The sequence below is a fragment of the Micromonospora rosaria genome (genome assembly GCF_001567585.1).
GTDB classification, from domain to species: domain Bacteria; phylum Actinomycetota; class Actinomycetes; order Mycobacteriales; family Micromonosporaceae; genus Micromonospora; species Micromonospora rosaria.
On sequence record NZ_LRQV01000088.1, the window covers coordinates 12,119 to 31,387 of the forward strand.

Below are 19,269 nucleotides of genomic sequence, written 5' to 3' on the forward strand. Positions count from 1 at the left end.
ATAATACATGCTATTCGGCGAGGCGATATACCGTCGCCGCGCCAACGGATCGGCCGGGAGGCGCCGCGAGGCACCTCCCGGCCGTGGGGCAGCGGCCGGATCAGCCGAGCGTGCCGGCCCCGGCTCCCGCGCGGACCAGCGCCGGCACGGTCACCGCCGGGTCCAGCCGGTACGGGTAGTACGTGCTCGGCTCCACCACCGTGCCGGCGGTCTCCGGTACGCCGGAGTTGACGAAGACGTTGTGGCGCTGCACCGCCCGGCCCGGCCCGCTGTCGGCGTAGCCGCTGGCGGAGATGATCGGGTACGGCACGTTTTCGAAGTAGTTGCCCTCGACCAGCACGCCCGCGTTCTCGGTGGACGCGACGCCGTACAGATCGTTGCCGAGGAAGTAGTTGTTGTAGACGTGCACCGGCTCGGCGAAGCGGATCCGGGGGTGCCGCTGCCGGCTGTGGTCGAAGAAGTTGTGATGGATGCTGACCTTGAGTTTGCCGGTGTCGGTGGAGCCGGCCCCGTCGGAGTGGCTGATCAGCATGCTCTTGTCGGCGTGGTCGAAGTGGTTCCAGGAGATGGTGACGTAGTCCGCGCCCCGGACCACGTCGATCGAGCCGTCCGCGGCGCCGGAGAAGGTGTTGTGGTCGATCCAGATGTGGTGTGACTGCTGACCGACGTTGATCGCGTCGTCCTCGGCGTCCGTGAAGTGGATGTTGCGCACGATCACGTTGGAGGACCGGTGGAAGTCCAGCCCACCGCCGGTGATCTCGGCGTCGGTACCGAGGCCGACGATGGTCTTGTTCGGCCGGACGCCCTGCTTGCTGCTGATCCGGATAGTGCCGCGTACCTGGATGACCAACGGCCCGGTGGTGTCGATGTGGGACAGGAACTGCTCCGTGGTGGTCGCGGTGACCGTTGGGCCACCGGCCCCGCCGGTGGTGCCGGTGCGCCCGAGGGCGGCGACGCTGGCGAACCCGTCGGCGGTCGGGGCCGCCGCCTGGGTGGGGCCGCCGACGGTCAGGGGGACGACGGCGACCAGTGCCGCCACTCCACCGGCGAGCAGGGTTCGGGTCCGTCGGTTCATCGCTCAGCCCAGCTTTCCCGCCCCGGCGCCGGCCGGGACGACGGTCGGTACGTCGGCGGCCGGATCCAGCCGGTAGCCGTAGAACTGGCGTGGTTCGGGCACGGTGCCCCGGGTCTCGATGGCGTGGTTGCAGTCGACCAGGATGTTGCCGCGCTCGACGATGCGGCCCTGGTCACCGCTGAACACCACCCGGCCCGGGTTGTTGACGCTGTAGAAGTAGTTGTTCTCCATCAGGACGGCCGCGTCGTAGGTGGAGGCGACGCCGTAGCTGTTGTCGTAGTAGTAGTTGTTGTAGACGTGGGTCATCGCGGAGAACCGCACCCGGGGGTTGCGCTGGTCGGAGCGGTCGAAGAAGTTGTGGTGGTAGGTGACCCGCAGCCGGCCGGTGTCCTGTGCTCCGGCGTCCTCGTCGTGACCGAGCAGCAGCGTCTTGGTGTGGTCGAAGAAGTGGTTCCAGGAGACCGTCACGTGGTCCGAGCCACGCTTGATGTCGACCGCCCCGTCGTCGCCGTCGGAGAACGAGTTGTGGTCGATCCAGATGTGGTGCGAGAACATCTGGATGTTGATCAGGTCGTCGGTCGCGCCGGTCAGGTGCAGGTTCCGGATGATCACGTTGTGCACCGCGTCGGCCGGTGGCGCGGTGACGTCGTCGTCGACCGGGAGCCCGATGGTGAGCCCACCACCGGCGAGCGTGGCGTCGTCGCCCAAGCCGACGATCGTCTTGTCCGAGGTCACGTCATGCATGCCGTCGCTGGAGCCGGTGGGCAGGGTGATGGTGCCGGCGACCTGGATCACGTACGGCCCGGGTCGGGCGATGTAGTCCAGGAAGCCGGCCGCGTCGCGGACGGTGACCACCGGCCCGCCGGCCCCGCCGGTGGTGGTGCCGACACCGAGGCCCGGCACGCTCGCCCAGCCGTCCGGCTGCCCGGCCGGTGGGGCCGGCGGGTCGGCCGTGGGCGGGGCGGTGGTGGGCGGGACGGTCGGCGTCGGCGTCGGCGTCGTCGGACCCGGGGTCGGGCTGACGGTCGGGGTGGGGCTGACCGTCGGGTCGGGACCGCCGGGCGCGGTGACGACCGTGACGTCGTCGAAGCTGGCGGCGGCGTACCGCGACACCAGGCCGACCTGACCGGTGCGGTAGGTGCCGTCGCTGGCGGTGAGGGTCGCCGCCCCGTCGACCGCGCCGGTGAGGGTGCTGCCGGAGACGGTCAACCGCAGCCCGTACCAGGTGCCGGTGGCCACCGCCAGCGCGGTGCTGGCCAGCGGGCGTACCGTCGCGGCGTCGCGCAGGCCGAGGGTCAGCGTGCCGTCGCCGCCGAGCGCCAGGTAGTAGTAGGCGGTGCTGCCCTGGGCGCGGGCGGCGAGCGCGGCGGAGCCGCCGGGGCCGAACCCGCCCGGCCGGACCCGGGCCGACACGGTGTAGTCGGCCCAGGTCGTCTGCCCGGCGCGGACCCGCGCGTCGGCGCTGGCGCCGCTCTGGGTCAGGGCCGGGTCGCCGTCGACCGCCGCCACCCGCCAGGAGCCCCCGGAGGCGCTCCAGCCGTTGTGGTTGCCGTCGGCGAAGTCGTCGGCGAAGAGGGTGGCCGCCCGGGCCGGCGTGGTCCCGGCGAGGACCGTGCCGGCGAGCAGGGCGGCGGCGAGCGCGCCACCGAGGCCGGTGGCGACCAGCGGTCGCCTGTGTCGCAGCCGCATCAGCCGATCCTCCCCACGCCCGCGCCGGCCGTGACGAGCTGCGGCACCTGGGCCGGGTCGTCCAGGGTGTACGCGTAGGAACTGCCCGGCTCGGCGACCGTTCCGTTGGTCTCGCAGGGCCCCGAGCGGACGAAGACGTTGCCGCGCTGGACCAGCCGGCCCGGCCCGGAGTCGGCGTAGCCGCTGGCCGAGTGGCAGGGGAAGGCGACGTCGGCGAAGTAGTTGCCCTCCACGAGCACGCCCGCGTTCTCCGTGGAGACGACGCCGTAGAGCCCGATGTCGCGGTAGTAGTTGTTGTAGACGTGTACCGGCTCGCCGAAGCGCACCCGGGGGTGACGCTGGTTGGAGCCGTCGAAGTAGTTGTGGTGGTAGGTGACCTTCAGGTACCCGACGTCGCCGGTGAACGAGTCGGAGTGGCCGACCAGCATGCTCTTGTCGGTGCCGTGGAACCGGTTCCACGACACGGTCACGTGACTCGACCGGCGCTTGACGTCCACCGAGCCGTCGTAGCCCGGGTGGAACTCGTTGTGGTCGATCCAGACGTGGTGCGACCCGTTGTGCACGCTGATCGAGTCGTCCTCGGCGTCGCGGAAGGTGATGTTGCGGACGATGACGTTGTTGCCGGGCCGGGTGGTGGTGCCCATCTGCAGGCCGCCACCGACGATCTCGGCGGTGGCGCCCACCCCGACGATCGTCTTGTTCGCCACCACGGTCACCATCCCGGACGCCTGGATGCGCCCGGCGACCTCGATGACGTACGGGGTGTTCGCGCCCGCGTACCGGGCCAGGTCGGCGGCGCTGCTGACCCGCACCGTCGGGCCGGCGGCCCCGCCGGTGGTGCCGTCGACGCCGAAGGCCGGTACGGCGGCCCACCCGTCCGCCTGGCCGGCGCGCGGCACGGTCGGCGGCGGGGCGGGGGCGGTGACCGGCACGTCGTCGACGGGCCTGCCGGCGGCGTACGCGACGGTGGTGAGGCAGACCGCGAGCAGGGCGGCGCCGAGGCCGGCGCTGACCGTGGTCAGGGTACGGCGGGCACGGGCCCGTCCGGTGGGCTGCATGGCTGTCCTCCGTCCGCTCAGATCCGGCCGACACCGGCGCCGGCGGTGACGACCGCCTTCACCGTGGCCGGGTCGTCCAGGGTGTAGCCGTAGTAGTCGCGGGCCTCCTGCACGCTGCCGCTGCACACCGGCTGGCCGGGTTCGGTGCCGGTGAACACGTTGTTCCGGGCCACGCAGCGGCCGGCCGGACCGGCGTACCGGTTGGTGACCGGCTCCTCGACGCTGTCGAAGTAGTTGCCCTCGACCAGGCAGCCGGCGTCGGCCTGGCAGGCGACCCCGGCGTCGCTGTTGCGGTAGAAGTAGTTGTTGTAGATGTGCACCGGCTCGCCGAAGCGGATGCGCGGGTTGCGCTGCGGCGTGCCGTCGAGCCAGTTGTGGTGGTACGTCACCTTGAGCCGGCCGATGTCCTGGGCACCGTTGCGGTCGTCGTGCCCGAGCAGCATGTTCTTCGTGTGGTGGTGGAAGTGGTTCCACGACACCGTCACGTACGACGAGCCGCGCTTGATGTCCAGCAGGCCGTCGTACCCCTGGGACAGGTCACTGTGGTCGACCCAGATGTGGTGCGAGAACATCTGGATGTTGATCGAGTCGTCGGTGGCCCCCCGGAAGACCATGTTGCGGATGATGACGTTGTGCACGGCGTTCGGCGGCGGGCTGGTCACCGTGGCGTCGACCGGCAGGCCGATGGTGAGGCCGCCGCCGGTGATGCCGGAGTTGGCGCCGATGCCGACGATCGTCTTGTCGGAGGTGACGTCGTGCATCTGCGGCGTCGACGGCAGGGCGATCATGCCGCGTACGCAGATGTTCAGCGGCCCCGGCTGCCCGATCGCGGCGAGGAACTCGGTCGCCGTGTCCACCTCGACGGTCGGGCCGCCGGCCCCGCCGGTGGTGCCGCTCTGGCCCCACGCGGTCACCGAGGCGAAGCCGGTCGGCCGGCCGGAGGTGTCACAGGTGCCGGCCGGCGGCGGTGACGTCGTCGGGCTCGGGGTGGGGGTGCCGGGCCCGCCGGAGGCCGGGGTGTCCTCGACCACGACGTCGTCGAAGGAGGCGCTGGCGTAGCTGGTGTAGAGGCCGACCCGGCCGCTGGCCAGGCTGGTGTCGGTGGCCGACAGGACCTGCACGCCGTCGAGGAAGCCGCGCAGGCTGCTGCCGAAGGCCTCCAGCCGCAGCGTGTACCAGGTGCCGGTGGTGACGGTGGCCGCGCTGGTGGCGAGGACCTGCGGGTTGCCGCCGAGGCGCTTGCCGAGCTGCACTCGGCCGGTGTTGGTCAGACCGAGGTGGTAGTAGCTGCTCATGCTCTGCGCGCGGGCCACCACCCCGACGCTGCGGTCGACGCCGGAGAAGGCGAGCGGTCGGACCCGCGCCTCGACGCCGTAGTCCGTCCAGGACGTCGCGCCGCTCTGCGCCCGGGCGTCGCTGCCGGTGCTGGCCTGCCGGTACACCCCGGAGTCCTCGGCGGTCACCGACCAGCTTCCGCCGGACCTGCTCCACGCGGCGGTGGTGCCGCCCTCGAAGTCCTCGGTGAGGAGCGTCGCGGCGTTCGCGGTGCCGGCCGCGCTGGCGACCACCGCCGTGACGGTCGCCAGCGCGAGCCCTCCGGCCAGCAGTGGCCGGTGCCGGGGGAGAAGTACACGTCCGAAAATAGACATATATATCTACCTTTCGCCGGCCCACTGCCGTCCGGGCAGCGGGGCATGGGGATGTCGACCGGCAGCGGCCGTCGGGCGCGCGGAGGGGCTGCCGGATGGGGCACGCCGACGAGGCGGTGCGGTACGCGGGAGGGTGCCGACTCCCGCGTACCTGACCTGAACGGCGGGGTGGGGCGTGAAGCCGAGATTTCCGGCTTGTTTCCACGCTAGGGAAAGGGCTTTCCTCCGTCAAGGACATTGACTTGCAGGAATGTTGCAGTCCCGGTGCGGTAATCACCCGCCGACCCCGACGGGGCCGCCCCGGCCCAGGTCGGCCGCCCGTTCGAGCGATCGGGCGATCCTCGCCCGTTCGGCCGCCGGGTGACGGGGATGTGTGGAAGCGTGACGGGAGGACGTCGACCGCCGGAGCCAGGATTTCTGATGCAGATCGGGTACAAGCTGTCCAGCGAGGGCTTCGGCCCGAAGGAACTGATCCGGCAGGCCGTCCGCGCCGAACAGGCCGGCTTCGACTTCGTGGAGATGAGCGACCACTTCCACCCCTGGCTGGACGTGCAGGGCCACTCGCCGTTCACCTGGACGGTCTTCGGCGCCATCGCCGCCCGGACCGACCGGGTGGGCCTGGCCACCGGGGTGACCTGTCCGACCGTGCGGTACCACCCGGCGATCATCGCCCAGGCCGCGGCCACCCTCGCGATCGTCTCCGACGGCCGGTTCACCCTCGGCGTGGGCGCCGGCGAACGGCTCAACGAACACGTCGTCGGCCAGGGGTTCCCCGGTGTCCGGGGCCGGCACGAACGACTGCGCGAGGCCCTGGAGATCATCCGGCTGCTCTGGTCGGGCGGCTACCAGTCCTACGAGGGCAGGCACCTCCAGTTGGAGGACGCACGGATCTTCGACCTGCCCGACCGCCTGCCCGCGATCGTGGTGGCCGCCAGCGGCCCGGCGTCGGTGGCGATCGCCACCGAACTCGGCGACGGGCTGTTCGCCACCGAACCGAAGCCCGACCTCGTGCGCGACTACCAGCGCGGCGGTGGGGCCGGCCCCCGCTACGCCGAGGTGGCGCTGGCCTGGGCGCCGGACGAGGAGCAGGCGGTACGGGCGGCCTGGCAGACCAGCCGGTGGTCGGTCACCGGGTGGAAGGTGATGAGCGAACTGCCCAACCCGGTAAACTTCGACGCCGCGTCCCGCACGGTGACCGAGGCGGACATCCGGCAGCAGTTCGCCGTCGGCCCCGACCCCGAGACTCACGTCGCGGCGGTGCGCACGTACGTCGACGCGGGCTTCGACCACCTCGTGCTGCAGAACGCCGGCCCCGACCCCGACGGCTTCCTCGACTTCTACCGGGACACCCTCGCCGACCGCCTCCGCGCGCTCGGCTGACTGTGAGGCTGGCCTAGTCGGTCCGCTGGTGATGGGTCACCGCCATCGCCGTGACCGGCCACGTCAGCGCCGCTGGCGCCCTGGCCGGCCGCGCCCGCTACGCCGGTGCCGCCGCGCCGCCCCCGGGGTCGCGGCGGCGCAGCAGGTACGTGTCCATGATCCAGCCCTTGCGTTCGCGGGCCTGCGCGCGTGCGGCCACGATGCGCGCCGCGACCTCGCGCACCGGCCCGGCGATGAGGATCTCGTCGGCGGTGCCCAGGTAGGCGCCCCAGTAGATGTCCAGGTCCTCGTCGACGTACCGGGTGAAGGCGCAGTGGGCGTCGAGCATGACCACCACGTCGTCGACGCCGGCCGGGAACTGCGCCGCGAGCCGGCGGCCGGTGGTGACCAGGAAGGGCCGCCCGACCCGGTTGAGGCCGATCCGGTGCCGCGCGGCGAGGGTCGCCACGCTGCTCACACCCGGGATCACCGTGTGGGTGAAGGCGACCCGCCCCCGGGCCTGGATCTCCTCGACCACGGCGAGGGTGCTGTCGTAGAGCGCCGGATCGCCCCACACCAGGAACGCGCCGTGGCCGTCCGCCGGCACGTGCGCGGCGATCGCCTCCTCCAGCAGGTCGGCGCGTTCGCGTCGCCAGTCGTCGACGGCACCGACGTAGCCGTCGGCGGTGCGGTCGCGCTCGGGATCGCGGACCTCCACGACCCGGTGCCCGGGGCCGGCGAAGCGGGCCATCAGCTCGTGCCGCAACGCGATCAGGTCCTGCTTCTCGGCGCCCTTGTCGAGCAGGAAGAACACGTCGGCCTGCCGCATCGCGTCGGCGGCGGCCAGGGTGAGCTGGCCGGGATCACCGGCGCCGATCCCGATGATGAGGATGCTCCGCATGACGTCAGTCTCCCGTCGGGTCCGGGCGCTTCGCCCGGCGGTCCCGGGCGGGGGAGTAGAGGTAACTGTCGGGGAAGCCCTCGGCGGCCAGGACGGCGCCGACGACGATCACCGCCGTCCGCCGTACCCCGGCGGCGGCCACCTGGTCGGCGATGTCGCCCAGGGTGCCGCGCAGGACGATCTCGTCCGGCCGGCTGGCGTTGGCGACCACGGCGGCCGGGCAGTCGACGCCGTAGTGGGGGACCAGTGTCTCCGCGATCTGCCGGGTGCGGGCGACGGCCAGGTGCAGGACCAGGGTGGCCCGGCTACGGCCCAGCTCCGCGAGGTCCTCCCCGGCGGGCATGGGCGTGGAGCGGGCCTGGGCACGGGTGAGGATCACCGTCTGCCCCACGGTCGGCACGGTCAGCTCCCGGCGCAACGCGGCAGCGGCGGCGGCGTACGACGGCACCCCGGGAACGATCTCGTACGGCACGCCGGCCGCGTCGAGCCGGCGGGCCTGCTCGGCGACGGCACTGAACACCGCCGGGTCACCGGAGCAGAGCCGGGCCACGTCGTGCCCCTCCGCGTGGGCGTCGGTCATCGCCGTGACGATGGCGTCCAGGGTCAGGTCGGCGGTGTCGACCAGCCGCGTCCCGGGCGGGCAGGTGGCGAGCAGGTCGGCGGGGACCAGGCTGCCGGCGTACAGGCAGACCCGGGCGCGGGCGAGGATCCGCTGCCCGCGCACGGTGATCAGGTCGGCCGCGCCCGGCCCGGCGCCGATGAAGTACACGGTCACGGCTTGGTCACCGCCCACTGCACCAGCGGCCGGGCCGGTTTCCAACCGGTGAAACCGCCCAGTGGGGCGGCGCGCTCGACCGACAACCGGGTGAGGTCGCCACCACGCTGGACGCTCTGGTCGACGAGGACCCGCTCGCCCTCCAGGGTGACGGCGTGCGCGACGAGCCGGCCGCCGGGACGCAGCGCCGTCCACACGGCGTCGAAGACCCCGGGCGCGGTGAGCCCCCCGCCGACGAAGACCGCGTCGGGTGCGGGCAGGTCGGCGAGGGCGTCCGGTGCCTGCCCGCGGACGACGCGCAGGTGCGGCACGCCCAGGGCGCGGGCGTTGCCGCTGATCCGCTCGGCGCGCTCGGCCCGCGCCTCCACGGCCACGGCCGAGGTGGACGGGTCGGTGCGCAGCCACTCGACGGCGACGCTGCCGCAGCCCGCGCCGACGTCCCACAGCAGGTCGTCGACGGTGGGGGCGAGGCGGGACAGGGCCAGCGCGCGGGCCTCCCGCTTGGTCAGGGCGCCGTCGTGGTCGAAGGCGTCGTCGGGCAGCCCCGGCACGGTGGAGAGCACCCGCGTGCCGGGGGTGGCGGCGACCCGGACCGCGACGACGTGCAGCGGGTCGCCCGGCTCGGCTTTCCAGTCGTGCGCGGAGCCGTCGACGCGGTGCTCCCGGTCGGTGCCCAGCGCCGCCAGGACCGTCAGCTCGCTCGCGCCGTACCCGGCGTCGGTGAGGGTCCGGGCCAGCGTGGCGGGGGTGGTGGCGTCGGGGCCGAGGACCAGCAGCAGCCGGCCCGGGGCGAGGTCCCGGCGGATCCGGTCCAGGTCGCGGCCGACCGCGCTGCGGACCGTCACCCGTTCGACCGGCCAGCCCAGCCGGGCGCAGGCCAGCGAGATCGACGACGGGTGGCTGACCACCCGTACCCGGTGCGGGCCGACGAGCCGGGCCAGGTGGCTGCCGATGCCGAACCACATCGGGTCACCGCTGGCCAGCACGCAGATCCGCCGCCCGGCGTGGGCGGCGAGCAGGTCGGGCAGGGCGGGCAGCAACGGCGTCGGCCAGGGCACCCGCTGCGCCGTCACCTCCCCGGGCAGGAGGTCGAGCTGCCGGCCCCCGCCGAGGACGACCTGCGCGTGCCGCAGCGTGGCGCGGCCGGGGTCACCGAGGCCCGGCCAGCCGTCCGCGCCGATGCCGACGACGGTGACCGACGCGCCGGGTGTCGTGGAGTTCACGCGTCGCAACGCTAGTCCAGAGCCGCGCACCCCTGCCGACGCGGGGGCGGGTGTGACATCATTCGCGGCGACGGCGCGGTGAGGAACACCGGTGGGCCGGCCCCGGGGACGGGGCGGCGAATCCGGGGCGGTCCCGCCACTGTGACCGGGGTCGGCGTGCCGGACCCGGAAGCCAGATACTCGCCCCGTCGTGCCGGGTCGTGCACGCCACGCGTCACGTCACGGTCGGTGACCGGTCGCGGGCGAGGATCCCGCGCGAGGTGAAAGGTGTGACCGTGCGGTCGTACCCGTTCTCCGCCGTCGTCGGCATGGACGACATGGCGTTGGCGTTGAGTCTGTGCGCCGTCTCCCCGGCGATCGGCGGTGTGCTGGTCCGGGGCGAGAAGGGCACCGCCAAGTCCACCACCGTCCGCGCGTTGACCGCGTTGCTGCCGCCCGTCGAGGTGGTCCCGGGCTGCCGGTTCTCGTGTGACCCGGGCACGGTCGACCCGCAGTGCCCCGACGGGCCGCACCCGGGCGCGCCGCCGTCCTCGACCCGGCCGGCGCGGCTGGTGGAGCTGCCGGTCGGGGCCAGCGAGGACCGGGTGCTCGGCGCGCTGCACCTGGAACGGGCGCTGAGCGAGGGCGTGACCAGCTACGACCCCGGTCTGCTCGCCGCGGCGCACCGCGGCCTGCTCTACGTCGACGAGGTCAACCTGCTGCACGACCACCTCGTCGACGTGCTGCTCGACGCCGCCGCGATGGGCCGGGCGACCGTGGAACGTGAGGGCGTGTCGGTGACGCACGCGGCCCGGTTCGTCCTGGTGGGCACCATGAACCCCGAGGAGGGGGAGCTGCGCCCGCAACTGCTGGACCGGTTCGGCCTCACCGTCGAGGTCGCCGCCAGCCGCGACCCGCAGGTCCGGGCCGAGGTGATGCGCCGACGGCTGGCGTACGAGGCCGACCCGGAGGGCTTTGCCGCCCGGTACGCCGAGGCCGACGCGGCGCTGGGCGCGCGGGTGGCGCAGGCCCGGGCGCTGCTGCCGACGGTCCGCCTCGACGACGACATGCTGGTGCGCATCGCGGCCCTGTGCGCCGCCGCCGAGGTGGACGGGATGCGCGCCGACCTGGTCATCGCCCGGACCGCCCTGGCACACGCGGCCTGGTGCGGGCGGACCGGGGTGAGCGCCGGTGACGTACGGGTGGCCGCCCGGCTGGCCCTGCCGCACCGCCGCCGCCGCAACCCGTTCGACCCGCCGCAGCAGGACCAGGCGGACCTGGACCGGGCGTTGACCGAGGCCGGCCTCGACGAGCCGCCGCCCCCCGCCGACGAGCCGGAGCCGCCGTCGGACGGCCCACCCGACGGCCCGCCGGACGACCCCGACGACGGTCCGGACGGGCCGACCGACGGTGGCGGTCCCGGCGGGTCCGGGCCGGACCAGCCCGACGACGGGCGGCCCTACCGGCAGCGGCCCGCCGCCGAGCAGAACGGGGAGCCGGCCACCGCGCCCCCGCCCGCCACGCCGGTGCCGGCCGGTGCGCCGTACCGGGCCCGGCTGCTGCGGGTGACCGGCACCGGAGCCGGTACGGCCGGTCGCCGCTCCGCCGCCCTGACCACGACCGGACGTACCGTCGGCGAAGAGCGCCCCACCGCCGGGGTGACCGGCCGGCCGCACCTGGTGGCGACGCTGCGCGCCGCCGCCCCGCACCAGCGGGCCCGGGGCCGCCGGGGCCCCGGCCTCCTGGTCCGGCCCGCCGACGTCCGGCTGCCGGTGCGGCAGGGCCGGGAGAGCAACCTGATCCTGTTCTGCCTCGACGCCTCCGGGTCGATGGGGGCCCGGCAGCGCGTCGGCGCGGTGAAGGCCGCCGTGCTGTCCCTGCTGCTCGACGCCTACCAGCGGCGCGACAAGGTCGGCCTGGTGACGTTCCGGGCCGCCGGGGCCGAGTTGGCCCTGCCCCCGACGGCCAGCGTGGACGTGGCCGCCGCCCGGCTGGAGGCGCTGCCCACCGGGGGGCGCACCCCGCTGGCGGAGGGGCTGCTGCGCGCCCGCGAGGTGCTGCGGGTCGAGCGGATCCGGGATCCCCGCCGCCGCCCGCTGCTGGTGGTGGTGACCGACGGCCGCGCCACCTCGGGCCCGGACGCGGTGCCCCGGGCCCGGCACGTGGCCCGGCTGCTCGCCGCCGACGGCACCCCGGCCGTGGTGGTCGACTGCGAGCAGGGCCGGATCCGGATGCGGCTCGCCGCCGACCTCGCCGCCGTCCTCGGCGGGGAGCACCTGCCCCTGGAGGGGGTCGCCGCCGACGCCCTCGCCCACGCGGTGCGGACCCGCACGGCGACCCGACCCGGAAGCGAGGCTGCCTGATGCCACAGGGCCAACCGGTCAGCGTTCCCGACGACGGGCTGACCACCCGGCAGCGCCGCAACCGGCCGCTGCTGATCGTCCACACCGGTCAGATGAAGGGCAAGTCCACCGCCGCCTTCGGGCTGGCGCTGCGCGGGTGGAACCAGGGCTGGTCGACCGCGGTGTTCCAGTTCGTCAAGAGCGCCCGGTGGAGCGTCGGGGAGGAGAACGCCCTGCGCGCCCTCGACCAGGTGCACGCCCAGACCGGGCAGGGCGGGCCGGTCGCCTGGTACAAGATGGGCGCCGGCTGGAGCTGGAGCCGTACCCAGGGCACTGAGGCCGACCACGCCGCGCAGGCCGCGGAGGGCTGGGCCGAGATCAAGCGCCGGCTCGCCGCCACCGCCCACGACCTGTACGTCCTCGACGAGTTCACCTACCCGATGAAGTGGGGCTGGGTCGACGTCGAGGAGGTCGTCGACACCCTGCGGCAGCGGCCCGGCCGCCAGCACGTCGTCATCACCGGCCGGGACGCCGACCCCCGGCTCGTCGACGCCGCCGACCTGGTCGCCGAGATGACCAAGATCAAACATCCGATGGACGCCGGGCAGAAGGGCCAGCGGGGGATCGAATGGTGACCCTCCCGCCCCGGGTGCTCGTCGCCGCCCCCGCCTCCGGGCAGGGCAAGACGACCGTGGCCACCGGGCTGATGGCGGCGCTGCGCCAGCGCGGCCTGGTGGTCAGCGGCCACAAGGTCGGCCCGGACTACATCGACCCCGGGTACCACGCCCTGGCCACCGGCCGCCGGGGCCGCAACCTCGACCCGTTCCTCCAGGGCGAGCAGCGGGTCCTGCCGCTGCTGCGGCACGGCGCCACCGTCGGCGCACCCGCCGACATCGCCGTGGTCGAGGGCGTGATGGGCCTGCTCGACGGCGCCGTCGGCCGGGCCGGCTTCGCCTCCACCGCACACGTGGCCCGGCTCACCCGCACCCCCGTGCTGCTCGTCGTGGACGTCTCCGGCACCTCCCGCAGCATCGCCGCGCTGGTGCACGGCTTCGCCACCTTCGACCCGCAGCTCACCGTCGCCGGGATCATCCTCAACAAGGTCGGGTCGGCCACCCACGAGGCGGAGATCCGGGAGGCGGTCGCCGTCACCGGCGTACCGGTGCTCGGGGTGCTGCGCCGGGACCCGGCGCTGGACACCCCCAGCCGCCACCTCGGCCTGGTGCCGGCCGCCGAACGGGCCGCCGCCGCGCGCCGGACCGTCGACGCCCTCGCCGGGCACGTCGCCGCCGGGGTCGACCTCGCCGCGGTCGTCGCGGTCGCCCGCCGCGCCCCCGCCCTGCCCGGCCCGGCCTGGGAACCCGCCGCCGAACTCGGCGGCCTCACCGTCGACGCGACCGTCGCGGTCGCCGCCGGACCGGCCTTCACCTTCCGGTACGCCGAGACCGACGACCTGCTCGCCGCCGCGGGCGTCCGCCTCGCCCCCGTCGACCCGCTGCGCGACCCCGCCCTGCCCGCCGGCACCGCCGGGCTCTACCTCGGTGGCGGGTTCCCCGAGATGTACGCCACCGACCTGGCCGGGAACGCCCCGCTGCGCCGGGCGGTGGCGTCGGCCGCCGCCGCCGGACTGCCCGTGGTGGCCGAGTGCGCCGGGCTGCTCTACCTCGCCCGGGACCTCGACGGCGCGCCGATGACCGGCGTGCTCCCGCTGCACGCCCGGATGACCGACCGGCTGGTGCTGGGCTACCGGGAGGCCCGCGCCGCCACCGCCGGCCTGCTCGCCGACGCCGAGGAGCCGGTCACCGGCCACGAGTTCCACCGCACCCGGGTCGAGCCGCTGGCCGAGTCGGCGCCGGCCTGGCGCTTCCAGCCCCGCCCCTCCGCCGCGCACGGCACCCCCGCGCCGACCCTCGACGGGGTCGTCGCCGGCCCCACCGGGCAGGTCCACGCCTCGTACCTGCACGTGCACTGGGCCGGGCACCCCCGGCTGGCCGCCCGCTTCGCGGTCGCCGCGCACCGGCACGCCACCGGTGTGGCGGTGCCCCTGCCCCGCCGGTCCGCCGACGCCCCGGCACCCGCTGCCGTCCGGGCATCCACTGTCGACCCGGCTGCTGCTGCCGGCCCGCCGTCCATCGGACGGGTCACCCTGGTGGGGGCCGGGCCGGGCGACGGGGGCCTGGTCACCCGGCGCGGCCTGGAGCGCCTCGCCGAGGCCGACGTCGTGGTCGCCGACCGGCTGGTGCCGCACGCCCTGCTCCGCGAGCTGCCGGCCGGGGTACGGGTGGTCGACGTGTCGAAGGTGCCGCGCGGCGCGTTCGTCCCGCAGGAGCGGATCAACGAGATCCTGGTCGAGGAGGCCCGCGCGGGACACCACGTGGTGCGCCTCAAGGGCGGGGACTCGTACGTCTTCGGCCGGGGCATGGAGGAGGTCCTCGCCTGCCGGGCCGCCGGCGTGCCGGTGGAGGTGGTGCCGGGGATCTCCAGCGCCGTCGCCGTACCGGAGCTGGCCGGGGTCCCGGTGACCCACCGGGGCCTCACCCAGGGCTTCACGGTCGTCTCGGCGCACCTGCCCCCGGGTGACCCGGGCAGCACCGTCGACTGGGCCGGGGTGGCCCGCGCGGGCACCACCATCGTGCTGCTGATGGCGGTGCAGACCCTGCCCGAGGTGGCCGCGGCGCTGCTCGCGCACGGCATGGACCCGGCCACCCCGGCGGTCAGCATCGAGAACGGGGGCACCCCGCAGCAGCGGATCCTGCCGGCCCGGCTGGACGGGATCGCCGCCGTCGCGGCCCGCCACGGGCTGCGTCCACCCGCCGTCACCGTCGTCGGCGCGGTCGCGGCCTTCGCCGACACCGGCCACCCGGCCACCGTCTGACCCGCTCCCGGGGCCGCGCCCGGTCACTCCGGCCTGGTTCCGGGGCCGCGCCCGGTCACTCCGGCCTGGTTCCGGGGCCGCGCCCGGTCGGCCCCGGCCGGTTGCGGGGCCGCACCGGTCACCGCCGGTCCGGCCCCGCAACCGGTCAGCCCCGGTCCTCCAGGTCGCCCTCGACCTCCAGGTAGGCCTGCCGTAGCGCGTCCATCAGGTCCGGGTCCGGCTTGGCCCACAGCCCCCGGTCGGCCGCCTCGGTGAGCCGCTCGACGATGCCGCGCAGCGCCCACGGGTTCGACCGGCGCAGGAACGCCTGGTTCTCCGGGTCGAGGACGTAGCTCTCGGCGAGCTGCCCGTACATCCAGTCGGTCACCACCCCGGCGGTGGCGTCGTAGCCGAACAGGTAGTCCACCGTGGCGGCCATCTCGAAGGCGCCCTTGTAGCCGTGCCGGCGCATCGCCGCGAGCCACCGGGGGTTGACCACCCGGGCGCGGAACACCCGGGCGGTCTCCTCGGTCAGCGAGCGGGTCCGGGTCGCGTCCGGGGTGGTGCTGTCCCCGATGTACGCCCGGGGCGCCTGCCCGGTCAACGCCCGCACCGTGGCGATCATCCCGCCGTGGTACTGGAAGTAGTCGTCGGAGTCGGCGATGTCGTGCTCGCGGGTGTCGGTGTTCTTCGCCGCCACCGCGATCCGCCGGTACGCCGACTCCATGTCCTCGCGCGCCGGCCGGCCGTCGAGCCCCCGGCCGTACGCGAACCCACCCCAGACCGTGTACACCTCGGCCAGGTCGGCGTCGTCGCGCCAGTTCCCGCTGTCGATCAGCGGCAGCAGGCCCGCCCCGTACGCCCCCGGCTTGGAGCCGAAGATACGGGTGGTGGCCCGCCGCTCGTCACCGTGCCGGGCGGCGTCGGCGCGGGCGTGCGCGGCGAGGTAGTTGTCCTCGTCCGGCTCGTCGAGGGCGGCCACCGCCCGGATCGCGTCGTCGAGCAGCGTCACCACGTGCGGGAACGCGTCCCGGAAGAAGCCGCTGATGCGCAGCGTCACGTCGATGCGGGGCCGGCCCAGGTCGGCCAGCGGAACCACCTCGAACCCGGTGACCCGGCGGGACGCCGGATCCCAGGTGGGCTGCACCCCGACGAGCGCGAGCACCTCGGCGATGTCGTCCCCGGCGGTGCGCATCGCCGAGGTGCCCCACGCCGACAACCCGACCGAGCGGGGCCAGTCACCGGTGTCGCGGCGGTACCGCTCCAGCAGCGACGTCGCCATCGCCTGCCCGGTCTCCCAGGCCAGCCGGCTGGGGACCGCCTTGGGGTCGACGGTGTAGAAGTTCCGGCCGGTGGGCAGCACGTTGACCAGCCCCCGCAGCGGTGAGCCGCTCGGCCCCGCCGGCACGTACCCGCCGTCCAGGGCGTGCAGGACCGCCGACAGCTCGTCCGTGGTGCCGGCCAGGCGCGGCGCGACCTCGGTCGCGGCGAAGTCGAGCACCCGCCGGACCACGTCGGCGCGGGGATCGTCGGGGCCGAGCACCTCCGCGCAGACCCCGGCGACCGCCTCGGCGGCCCAGCCGCGCGCCTCCATCGCCTCGGCGAGGCGGCGGGCCACCGCCTCGATCCGGTCCACCTCGGCGGTCTGCTCGGCGGCGGCCTCGTCGAGGCCGAGCGCGGCCCGCAGGCCGGGCACCGCGCCGACCTGACCGCCGAAGACCTGCCGGGCGCGCAGGACGGCCAGGATCAGGTTGACCCGGGCCGGGCCGGTGGGGGCCTGGCCGAGCACGTGCAGGCCGTCACGGATCTGCGCGTCCTTGACCTCGCACAGCCACCCGTCGACGTGCAGCAGGAAGTCGTCGAACTCGGCGTCGTGGGGGCGCTGGTCCAGGCCCAGGTCGTGGTCGAGGCGGGCGGCCTGGATCAACGTCCAGATCTGCTGCCGGATGGCCGGCAGCTTCGCCGGGTCCATGGTGGCGATGTTGGCGTACTCGTCGAGGAGCTGCTCCAGCCGGGCGATGTCGCCGTAGCTCTCCGCGCGGGCCATCGGCGGCACCAGGTGGTCCACGATGGTGGCGTGCGCCCGCCGCTTGGCCTGCGCCCCCTCGCCCGGGTCGTTGACCAGGAACGGGTAGATCAGCGGCAGCTCGCCGAGCACCGCGTCGGGGCCGCAGCCGGCGGACAGGCCCAGGTTCTTGCCGGGCAGCCACTCCAGCGAACCGTGCTTGCCCAGGTGCACCACGGCGTGCGCGCCGAAGTGCTCGTCCAGCCACCGGTACGCGGCCAGGTAGTGGTGGGTCGGCGGCAGGTCCGGGTCGTGGTAGATGGCGACCGGGTTCTCGCCGAACCCGCGCGGCGGCTGGATCATCAGCAGTACGTTGCCGGCGCGCAGCCCGGCGAGCACGATGTCGCCGTCCCCGCCGCCGGACCGGTCGACGAACAGCTCGCCCGGCGGCGGACCCCAGTGGCTGGTCATCGCCGCGCGCAGGTCCGCCGGCAGCGCCCCGAACCAGCGGCGGTAGTCGGCTGCGGGCACCCGCACCGGGTTGCCCTGCAACGCCTCGTCGGTCAGCCACTCCGGGTCCTGCCCACCGGCGGCGATCAGCGCGTGGATGAACCGGTCCCCGTCGGCGTCGTCACCGTCGCCCCCGGACACCAGGCCGGGCAGGGCGCCGGGGCCGTCGACCGGGCCGACGTCGTAGCCGGCCTCGCGCAGCGCCCGCAGCAACCGCACCGCGCTGGCCGGGGTGTCCAGGCCGACGGCGTTGCCGACCCGGGCGTGCTTGGTCGGGTACGCCGACAGCACCACCGCGATCCGCCGCTCGGCCGGCGGCACGTGCCGCAGGCGGGCGTGCCGCACCGCGATGCCGGCCACCCGGCGGGCGCGTTCCGGGTCGGCGACGTAGTGCGGCAGCCCGTCGGCGTCCGTCTCCTTGAAGGAGAACGGCACCGTGATCAGCCGACCGTCGAACTCCGGCACCGCGACCTGGGTGGCCGCGTCCAGCGGGCTGAGCCCGTCGTCGCTGTCGGCCCAGGTGGCGCGGTCCTGGGTGAGCGCCAGCGCCTGCAGGATGGGCACGTCCAGGGCCGCCAGCTCGCCGACGTCCCACCCGTCGTCGTCACCGCCGGCCGACGCCTCCGCCGGCCGGGTCCCCCCGGCGGCGAGCACGGTGACCAGCAGCGCGTCGGCCCGGCCGAGGGTCTCCAGCAGCGCGGCGTCGGGCGTGCGCAGGCTGGCGCAGAACACCGGCAGCGGCACCCCGCCGGCGGACTCGACGGCCGCGCACAACGTCTCGACGAACGCCGTGTTGCCGCTGAGCTGGTGGGCCCGGTAGTACAGGATGCCCACCGTCGGCCCGGTCCCCGGGGCGGCGTCGCGCGGCAGCACCCCCCAGGTGGGCTGCTCCGCCGGTGGGGCGAAACCGTGGCCGGTCAGCAGCACCGTGTCGCTGAGGAAGGCGTGCAGCTCCCGCAGGTTGTCCGGCCCACCCTGGGCCAGGTAGGCGTGCGCCTGCGCGGCGATGCCCTGCGGCACCGTGGACCGGGCCATCAGGTCCGCGTCCGGAAGCTGCTCGCCGCCGAGGGCGACCACCGGCAGGTCCCCGGCGAGCAGCGCGTCCAGGCCGGGCTGCCACATCCGGTAGCCGCCGAGGATGCGGACCACCACGAGGTCCACGCCGGCCAGCAGCGGGGCCAGCGCGTCGGGGTCGTCACCGACCCGCGCCGGGTTGGCCAGCCGGAACGACGCACCGCTGGCGCGGGCGCTGAGCAGGTCGGTGTCCGAGGTCGACAGCAGCAGGATCATGTGGTCACCAGCACACGCACTGGGTGACTCCTCCCCGGGTCCGCGCCCGTGGTCGTCGGTCGCGGTCAGCCGGAGTGTCTGGCTCCCCGCCCGGCGGTGGCGCGCCGGGCGGTGACAGTGGCGGGACCGCCCCGGACTCGCACCGGGTTCCTCCACGCCGACCGCGTGATGCTGATCTCGGCGCGGATCCGCGCCGAGACACCGACTCTACGATGAGTCGGTGCCCGCTGTCTCCTCCCCGTCGCCCCGCGCTGCGGACGACCGGTGTCCCGGGGCGCTGCGGGCGCACCAGGCCGCCGACGGACTGCTGGTGCGGGTCCGCATCCCCGGCGGCCGGCTCACCACCGCCCAGCTCGGCCGACTGGCCGAGGTGTCGCGCCGGGACGGCACCGGGCTGCTGGAGCTGACCTCCCGGGGCAACGTGCAGGTGCGGGGGATCGCCGACCCCGACGGCGTCGACCGGGTCGCCGCCGCACTGGCCGGGGCCGGGCTGCTGCCCAGCGTCACCCACGAGCGGGTGCGCAACATCGTCGCGTCCCCGCTCAGCGGCCTCGACGGGG

12 protein-coding genes, 1 pseudogene and 1 riboswitch are annotated in these 19,269 nt (G+C 74.9%); of the genes and pseudogenes, 5 read left to right on the top strand and 8 right to left on the bottom strand.

What is annotated here, in order from left to right:
* Nucleotides 1-100: 100 nt before the first annotated feature.
* Genes AWW66_RS21215 through AWW66_RS21230 form a run of 4 tightly spaced genes read right to left on the bottom strand, consistent with a single transcriptional unit; the run spans nt 101 to nt 5,471 of the window.
* Nucleotides 101-1,075, bottom strand: a complete 975-nt coding sequence (locus tag AWW66_RS21215) for a pectate lyase family protein (protein WP_067369306.1) — start codon at nt 1,073-1,075, stop codon at nt 101-103.
* A gap of 3 nt (nt 1,076-1,078) precedes the next feature.
* Nucleotides 1,079-2,764: a pectate lyase family protein gene (locus AWW66_RS21220; RefSeq protein ID WP_067369309.1), complete on the bottom strand. Its 1,686-nt coding sequence runs from the start codon at nt 2,762-2,764 to the stop codon at nt 1,079-1,081.
* On the bottom strand, nt 2,764-3,822 hold the full coding sequence (locus AWW66_RS21225; protein WP_083978705.1) for a pectate lyase family protein: 1,059 nt from the start codon (nt 3,820-3,822) through the stop codon (nt 2,764-2,766). Before AWW66_RS21225 ends, AWW66_RS21220 begins: the two co-directional genes overlap by 1 nt.
* Nucleotides 3,823-3,839: 17 nt before the next feature.
* Nucleotides 3,840-5,471 (bottom strand): pectate lyase family protein, encoded by a 1,632-nt coding sequence (locus AWW66_RS21230; protein WP_067369312.1) that lies wholly within the window; start codon nt 5,469-5,471, stop codon nt 3,840-3,842.
* Between the two features lie 420 nt (nt 5,472-5,891).
* Here AWW66_RS21230 and AWW66_RS21235 point away from each other — a divergent pair, with 420 nt between their 5' ends.
* Nucleotides 5,892-6,851, top strand: a complete 960-nt coding sequence (locus AWW66_RS21235; RefSeq protein ID WP_067369315.1) for a TIGR03557 family F420-dependent LLM class oxidoreductase — start codon at nt 5,892-5,894, stop codon at nt 6,849-6,851.
* Nucleotides 6,852-6,948: 97 nt separating this feature from the next.
* Here AWW66_RS21235 and cobF read toward each other — a convergent pair whose 3' ends face one another.
* The 3 genes from cobF to AWW66_RS21250 are packed head-to-tail and all read right to left on the bottom strand — an operon-like array spanning nt 6,949 to nt 9,729.
* On the bottom strand, nt 6,949-7,731 hold the full coding sequence (gene cobF, locus AWW66_RS21240; protein ID WP_067369318.1) for a precorrin-6A synthase (deacetylating): 783 nt from the start codon (nt 7,729-7,731) through the stop codon (nt 6,949-6,951).
* A gap of 4 nt (nt 7,732-7,735) precedes the next feature.
* On the bottom strand, nt 7,736-8,506 hold the full coding sequence (gene cobM / locus AWW66_RS21245) for a precorrin-4 C(11)-methyltransferase (RefSeq protein ID WP_067369320.1): 771 nt from the start codon (nt 8,504-8,506) through the stop codon (nt 7,736-7,738).
* Entirely contained in the window at nt 8,503-9,729 is a 1,227-nt protein-coding gene (locus AWW66_RS21250; RefSeq protein ID WP_067369323.1) for a bifunctional cobalt-precorrin-7 (C(5))-methyltransferase/cobalt-precorrin-6B (C(15))-methyltransferase, read from the bottom strand. The genes cobM and AWW66_RS21250 overlap by 4 nt, the downstream gene beginning before the upstream one ends.
* A gap of 269 nt (nt 9,730-9,998) precedes the next feature.
* Between AWW66_RS21250 and AWW66_RS21255 the strand changes: the two genes are divergently transcribed.
* Genes AWW66_RS21255 through AWW66_RS35540 form a run of 3 tightly spaced genes read left to right on the top strand, consistent with a single transcriptional unit; the run spans nt 9,999 to nt 14,925 of the window.
* Nucleotides 9,999-12,071: a magnesium chelatase subunit D family protein gene (locus AWW66_RS21255; RefSeq protein ID WP_425413293.1), complete on the top strand. Its 2,073-nt coding sequence runs from the start codon at nt 9,999-10,001 to the stop codon at nt 12,069-12,071.
* Nucleotides 12,071-12,685: a cob(I)yrinic acid a,c-diamide adenosyltransferase gene (cobO, locus tag AWW66_RS21260; protein ID WP_067369326.1), complete on the top strand. Its 615-nt coding sequence runs from the start codon at nt 12,071-12,073 to the stop codon at nt 12,683-12,685. The genes AWW66_RS21255 and cobO overlap by 1 nt, the downstream gene beginning before the upstream one ends.
* Nucleotides 12,679-14,925: a cobyrinic acid a,c-diamide synthase CobB gene (locus AWW66_RS35540; RefSeq protein WP_067369329.1), complete on the top strand. Its 2,247-nt coding sequence runs from the start codon at nt 12,679-12,681 to the stop codon at nt 14,923-14,925. The genes cobO and AWW66_RS35540 overlap by 7 nt, the downstream gene beginning before the upstream one ends.
* A 145-nt stretch (nt 14,926-15,070) precedes the next feature.
* Here the strand turns inward: AWW66_RS35540 and cobN are convergent, their stop codons facing one another.
* Nucleotides 15,071-18,709: a cobaltochelatase subunit CobN gene (gene cobN, locus AWW66_RS21270; protein WP_067369332.1), complete on the bottom strand. Its 3,639-nt coding sequence runs from the start codon at nt 18,707-18,709 to the stop codon at nt 15,071-15,073.
* Between the two features lie 73 nt (nt 18,710-18,782).
* A riboswitch (cobalamin riboswitch) is annotated at nt 18,783-18,861 on the bottom strand.
* A 68-nt stretch (nt 18,862-18,929) separates the two neighbouring features.
* Here cobN and AWW66_RS21275 point away from each other — a divergent pair.
* Nucleotides 18,930-19,269 (top strand): annotated as a pseudogene (locus AWW66_RS21275) (precorrin-3B synthase); the annotation flags it as partial.

Coding starts and splice junctions, on each gene's coding strand:
- AWW66_RS21230 (WP_067369312.1), bottom strand. CDS start 5,471: ATGTCTATTTTCGGACGTGTACTTCTCCCCCGGCACCGGCCACTGCTG.
- AWW66_RS21235 (WP_067369315.1), top strand. CDS start 5,892: ATGCAGATCGGGTACAAGCTGTCCAGCGAGGGCTTCGGCCCGAAGGAA.
- AWW66_RS21220 (WP_067369309.1), bottom strand. CDS start 2,764: ATGCGGCTGCGACACAGGCGACCGCTGGTCGCCACCGGCCTCGGTGGC.
- cobO (WP_067369326.1), top strand. CDS start 12,071: ATGCCACAGGGCCAACCGGTCAGCGTTCCCGACGACGGGCTGACCACC.
- AWW66_RS21225 (WP_083978705.1), bottom strand. CDS start 3,822: ATGCAGCCCACCGGACGGGCCCGTGCCCGCCGTACCCTGACCACGGTC.
- AWW66_RS35540 (WP_067369329.1), top strand. CDS start 12,679: ATGGTGACCCTCCCGCCCCGGGTGCTCGTCGCCGCCCCCGCCTCCGGG.
- cobN (WP_067369332.1), bottom strand. CDS start 18,709: ATGATCCTGCTGCTGTCGACCTCGGACACCGACCTGCTCAGCGCCCGC.
- AWW66_RS21215 (WP_067369306.1), bottom strand. CDS start 1,075: ATGAACCGACGGACCCGAACCCTGCTCGCCGGTGGAGTGGCGGCACTG.
- cobF (WP_067369318.1), bottom strand. CDS start 7,731: ATGCGGAGCATCCTCATCATCGGGATCGGCGCCGGTGATCCCGGCCAG.